This window comes from Methylobacterium nigriterrae (assembly GCF_037106235.1).
In the GTDB taxonomy this organism is placed as follows: domain Bacteria; phylum Pseudomonadota; class Alphaproteobacteria; order Rhizobiales; family Beijerinckiaceae; genus Methylobacterium; species Methylobacterium nigriterrae.
Map to the genome: position 1 here is coordinate 1 of NZ_JBAWTG010000224.1, position 5,056 is coordinate 5,056.

The 5,056-nt window shown below is 64.5% G+C and carries 5 protein-coding genes, 1 pseudogene and 1 riboswitch; of the genes and pseudogenes, 3 read left to right on the forward strand and 3 right to left on the reverse strand.

Features of this window, described 5'->3' with window-relative positions:
- Positions 1–96: riboswitch (cobalamin riboswitch) on the forward strand. This riboswitch is flagged as partial in the annotation.
- A 355-nt stretch (positions 97–451) separates the two neighbouring features.
- Positions 452–2,374 (forward strand): TonB-dependent receptor, encoded by a 1,923-nt coding sequence (locus tag WDW90_RS34780; RefSeq protein WP_431311189.1) that lies wholly within the window; start codon positions 452–454, stop codon positions 2,372–2,374.
- A 135-nt stretch (positions 2,375–2,509) separates the two neighbouring features.
- On the opposite strand, the gene WDW90_RS34785 is transcribed toward WDW90_RS34780, so the two are convergent.
- Complete coding sequence (locus WDW90_RS34785) at positions 2,510–2,878, reverse strand: PRC-barrel domain-containing protein (RefSeq protein ID WP_336492296.1); 369 nt, start codon at positions 2,876–2,878, stop codon at positions 2,510–2,512.
- Positions 2,879–3,309: 431 nt separating this feature from the next.
- Entirely contained in the window at positions 3,310–3,831 is a 522-nt protein-coding gene (locus tag WDW90_RS34790) for a hypothetical protein (protein WP_336492297.1), read from the reverse strand.
- Positions 3,832–4,071: 240 nt separating this feature from the next.
- Between WDW90_RS34790 and WDW90_RS41035 the strand changes: the two genes are divergently transcribed.
- Positions 4,072–4,335, forward strand: a complete 264-nt coding sequence (locus WDW90_RS41035) for a DUF6894 family protein (protein ID WP_431311190.1) — start codon at positions 4,072–4,074, stop codon at positions 4,333–4,335.
- On the opposite strand, the gene WDW90_RS34795 is transcribed toward WDW90_RS41035, so the two are convergent.
- Complete coding sequence (locus tag WDW90_RS34795; RefSeq protein WP_336492298.1) at positions 4,218–4,484, reverse strand: hypothetical protein; 267 nt, start codon at positions 4,482–4,484, stop codon at positions 4,218–4,220. The genes WDW90_RS41035 and WDW90_RS34795 overlap by 118 nt on opposite strands.
- Before the next feature lie 381 nt (positions 4,485–4,865).
- Between WDW90_RS34795 and WDW90_RS34800 the strand changes: the two are divergent.
- A pseudogene (locus tag WDW90_RS34800) lies at positions 4,866–5,056 on the forward strand (Crp/Fnr family transcriptional regulator); the annotation flags it as partial.

Below are 5,056 nucleotides of genomic sequence, written 5' to 3' on the forward strand. Positions count from 1 at the left end.
TCCGCCACCTGTGTCACTGGATGGGCCTCATCCGGGAAGACGGTGAGAGGGCAGCGACCCGCGAGCCAGGAGACCTGCCGTCAGCCGTGGTCACACGCGAAACGCGTCGGGCGGGGTGTCTTGACGGGTGTCGAAGCCGGATTGCGCAATGCGTTCCAGCGGAGGCCTCGTTCGCGGTGACGTGCCACTGCCGTTGCCCGAGGCCTGTTCCTTCGTGTTCCCCATCCGCCCACTGCTCGCGTCGAGAAGCCTTGCCGTCCTGGCCTGTGCTGCCCCTAACTCACTCCTCGCGCCACCTATTGCCCACGCACAGCCCGCGGCGCCGAGCGAGGCGACACTCGAGGAACTCTCAGTAGCCGCTGACGCTCCGACCCCGCAAGGGATCGCCGGGCCTGTCGCCAGCGCGGGCTATGTCGGCGGCGTGACCGGCATCGGCGGCAGTCTCCGCCCCGTGGAAGCCGCCAGCGCCGGCGTGATCACGGGCGCCCAAGTCAACAACCGGCCCGTCACCCGCCCGGGTGAGGTGCTGGAGGCGGTGCCGGGCCTCATCGTCACGCAGCATTCGGGCGAGGGCAAAGCCAACCAGTTCTTCCTGCGCGGCTTCAACCTCGACCATGGCACCGACATCGCCATCCACGTCGACGGCATGCCGGTCAACATGCGCACGAACGCCCATGCTCAGGGCTACGCCGACATCAACTTCCTGATCCCCGAACTCGTCGGCGCGGTCGAGTTCCACAAGGGACCGTACTTCGTGCGCGACGGCGACTTCGCCTCGGCCGGCTCGGTGCGGATCGACTACCTCGACAGTGTGGAGAAGAACCTCGCGCTGACCTCGATCGGCTCCTTCGGCTACAAGCGCGCGCTCTCAATCGCCTCGGCACCGCTGGGAGAAGGCCATCTGCTCGTCGCCGGCGAAGCGCAGGTCTATGACGGGCCCTGGGCGGTGCCCGATCGTTTGGGCAAGCTCAACGGCGTGATCCGCTACAGCCAAGGCACGGCAGCCGACGGCTTCGCGCTGACCGGCATGGCCTACTGGGCCAAGTGGAACGCCACTAACCAGATTGCTGAGCGGGCGGTTTCGGAGAGCCTGATCGGTCGCTTCGGCACGCTGAACCCCACGGATGGCGGCGACACGGGCCGCTTCTCGCTCTCGGGCCACTGGAGCGGCACGGACGAGACCGGGATCACCCGAGCCAACGCCTACGTGATCCGCTACCATATGAACCTGTTCAACGACTTCACCTACTTCCTCAACGATCCCGTCAACGGCGACCAGTTCCATCAGCTCGACCAGCGCGTGCTTGGTGGCGGCGAGGTCAGCCATGTCTTCCAGGGCACCCTGTTCGGGCTGCCGATGGAGAACGAGATCGGCGTGCAGACCAGGACGGACAGCATCCGGGTCGGGCTGTTCAACACCACGAGCCGGCAGTGGCGCTCGACCGTGCTCGACGACCGAGTGCTGGAAGCGAGCGCGGCCTTCTACTACGAGAACCGGGTGCGCTGGACCGACTGGCTGCGCACCAGCATCGGGTTCCGGGCGGACGGCTACTACGCCGACGTGGTCTCGGACACACCCGCGAACTCGGGCAAGGCCCGCGATGGCATCGTCAACCCGAAGCTCGGCCTCGTGCTGGGGCCTTGGTTCGACACCGAGCTCTACGTGAATTACGGCGGCGGCTTCCACTCGAACGACGTGCGGGGCGTCACCGCCACGGTCGACCCGGCAAGCCCACTTTTCAACGTCGCCCGTTCGCCCTTCCTGGTGCCCTCGACAGGCTCGGAGTTCGGGATCCGCAACCGGAGCATCCAGGGGCTAGTGACGTCGCTGGCGCTGTTCCAGCTCGACTTCGCCTCCGAGAACTTGTTCCAGGGCGACACCGGTACCACCGAGCCGAGCCGCCCGACGCGGCGCTTCGGTGTCGAGTGGACGAACCGCTACGCCGTCACGCCTTGGCTCTCGCTCGAGGGCGACCTGACGATCACCAACGCGCGCTTCTCGGACTACGACCCGGTCGGCAACCGCGTGCCGGAGGCGCCCACCACCATCGCGTCGGCCGGGATCACCTTCGGAGAGGGTGCTGGCTGGTTCGGCTCCATGCGTTTCCGCTACTTCGGCCCGCGGCCCCTGATCGAGGATAACTCGGTGCGCTCGAAGCCCACCGCGCTCCTCAACGGGCGGATCGGCTACAACTTCGAGAACGGGATCAGCCTCTCGCTCGACGTGCTGAATCTGACGAACGCCAAAGCCGACCAGATCACTTACTTCTACACGTCCCGGCTTCCCGGCGAGCCGGCCGAGGGCGTGGCCGACCGGCATTTCCATCCCGTCGAGCCGACGGCCGTCCGCCTGACGCTGGCAGGCCGGTTCTAGGATCGCGAAGTCACCGATGCGGCCGGCTCAGGGGCACTGCGACGCTCGCCGATTGAGCGTCATGGAGCCGCCCGGCTCTTTCGGGTGCTGCAGGGATTACAATCTGCCGCTTGGCGCCCCGGGGCAGGGCGATCCTTACGGCATGGGCTCCGCGTAGAAGTCGCTGAGTTGCTGCCTCTCATGCCCAGACAGGAGAGCCTCGTCACGGCGAGTGAACTCGGGTGCTTGGCGCAGCTGCTCCTCCGTGATCGTTGTGTGGTAGCCGTGGAGCTCCGTGTCGTAGTGCAGCTGTTCCCACGGGATCGTATGGACCTCGGAACCCATGCCCAGGAAACCACCGAACGTGGTGACAGCATAGGCGACATGGCCGCTGATCTTCTCGATCACGAGACGCTTGATGGATCCGATCCGCTTCCCGTTCGCGTCGAAGACAGCGGTGCCCTCGATGTGATCACTCTCGATGAGCGGGTGGCTCGGAGGCGATGACGTATCTGTCTCTGCCATGGCTCGCTTCCTCCAGTCTGCGGTTTGACGGCACTCACGAACGGCGAGGCGCCCGCTCTCACTTCCGGCGCCATTCACAGGTGAGCCGCGTGCCGGCCGGAGGCTTGGAGGCCGCCCGATCCCGAATGAGCCTGGCTTGCTGGAGCAGGGTGCGCAGGCGCTCTCTCAGCCGCGATCTCCTCAACCAGCCCGGCACATCGTTCCAGACGCTTCAGGTCGCGGTCGTAATCCGGCTCCGGCATGACGCCCTTCACCGTTCGAGCCGCCAGCCTAATCGCCTGGGTCAGTGACGCCATTGTCGATCCCACACAGCCAGTTATCGGACCGGCGAACTCCTATGCTCGGGCACGAGGCTGCGGAATTCGCACAACGCGCCCAGCTTCCTAGCCGGAATGGAAATTATGGAACCGCCAGCTACGCCAACCGCCCAATTACGGTGACGAGGGATCATGCCGTCCCGTGCTCGCCCGGCGCCATCGCCGCCGGGAATCCTTCCGGCACTCAGCAAGCCCAATCCTGACGAGATATTCGCAGAGCCGCGCCGCTTCCTCGTTGCGGTATCGGCTGACTAGGCCAGCGCGTGCTGCGATGGCACTAGGCGCGGTGAATTCGTCCGTGAGAGCCCAGAGCACGCTTTGGGTGCTCTGAGTGAGGCCGCGCTCAGATCCTCTGGCTTGCTTCGCCTCGTGCCGTTGCCCGTCACGGGTCTCAATCACCACCTCGTCCGCCCCGGTCACGATGTGGTGCGGGCCGAACTTGTAGTCGTGGAGCCAGAGCGGGTCGCGGTACGCACAGGGTTTCAAGTCCTTGGCTTCGCGTAAGACAAGCCGGAGCCGGAAGAGCCCCTCGTCGCGTGCTTTGAGCAGAGCTTTCTGCAGCGCCAACGTTTCCTTGTCTGTCGCGCGTAGGAAGTCGGCGGGCTCAACCTCACGCCAGGGCGGCAGGTCGGTCATAGCGACCGTCCTCCTGATCTGTCGGCGATCACGGTAAGCCTCTTGAGGACCGCGCGTCAAAGCTTCCGGTGCCGCATTCGGTGTTCCGGGCAACCCTGGTCGAATGGAAGTAGATGCATGTTAATTATAAGCACAGTACATTCATGCGCAAACATTAACGCTCGTTAGCAGAAATTTTGATGAGGAACGCCTCGTTAAACTGCAGATTGTTGAGGCAGAACATCGTTCATAAGGGAGCCAATGCGTCATTTTTTCTTCGACCTGCGCGAAGGCGCGAGGATGCATACCGACCGAGACGGAACTGACTGCGACAGCTTCGGAACCGCCGTCGATGCCGCAAGGCGCTTCCTAGGGGAACTCGCCCGGGATCACGTGCCGGATGAGGGTTACCACACTGACGTCATGATCCGCGATGCGGCGACCGGTGAGATCGTGTTCACCGCAACGTTGACGATGGCTTCGGCCCGCTTGGGCGCGTCTCCGTTAAGCACAAGACGGTCATGAACGACGATGACGCTGACCCACGCAACACAGCCCACATTGTGGAGAAGGTTGCGGCTGAATTTGCCGCTGCGGCTGACGAACTTGGCAGGAAAGGCAATGCCTTCGTCGCGCGCGCTCTCTTGGAAGAGGCTCGGCGTTACACCGTCCACGCGATCCGATTGCGCGCTCAGGCAAGCCCGCGGCATGCCAGGGCGAAGCCCGGGTTGGAATAGATCCGGCCCGTCTATCTAGGAGATGGCTACTGGCGTTTCGCGAGGCCGCAAAGTTCGCATAACCAGCGCCCCTGCCTCCGCATACGCGCCTTTATGGAACCGGAAAATCGGTCCCGGGAAAACTGTCCGAAAGTCGTTTTCCGGCCCGTGAAGCGCGCGCTAGTCAATCCCAGTATATCCGGCCCAAGCAGGGCCTCGTCAGCGTCGCGCTCAATTTGCGGGAGCTTGCGCGAAGCAGCGCTCAGTCCCTACTCTGCCCCGGGCCAGCAGAGTGCGGAGTAAGCACCCACCGCGCAAGGAGCCGGGCAGAGGCCGCGGATGGACAACCGCCCGATCAGACGGCTGGAATACGCGGGCCTCCTATCCGACGCGGAGCGCGAAGCCCTCCATACTTTGGTGTTGCGCCCCCTAACCGTCGCAGCGCGGACCGATATCGACATCGGTGGTCCGCCCAACAGTGTCTGCCTGATCCTGAGCGGCATTGCCTGTCGCTACAAGATCTGGTCCGA

Coding starts and splice junctions, on each gene's coding strand:
- WDW90_RS34790 (WP_336492297.1), bottom strand. CDS start 3,831: ATGACCGACCTGCCGCCCTGGCGTGAGGTTGAGCCCGCCGACTTCCTA.
- WDW90_RS41035 (WP_431311190.1), top strand. CDS start 4,072: ATGCGTCATTTTTTCTTCGACCTGCGCGAAGGCGCGAGGATGCATACC.
- WDW90_RS34785 (WP_336492296.1), bottom strand. CDS start 2,878: ATGGCAGAGACAGATACGTCATCGCCTCCGAGCCACCCGCTCATCGAG.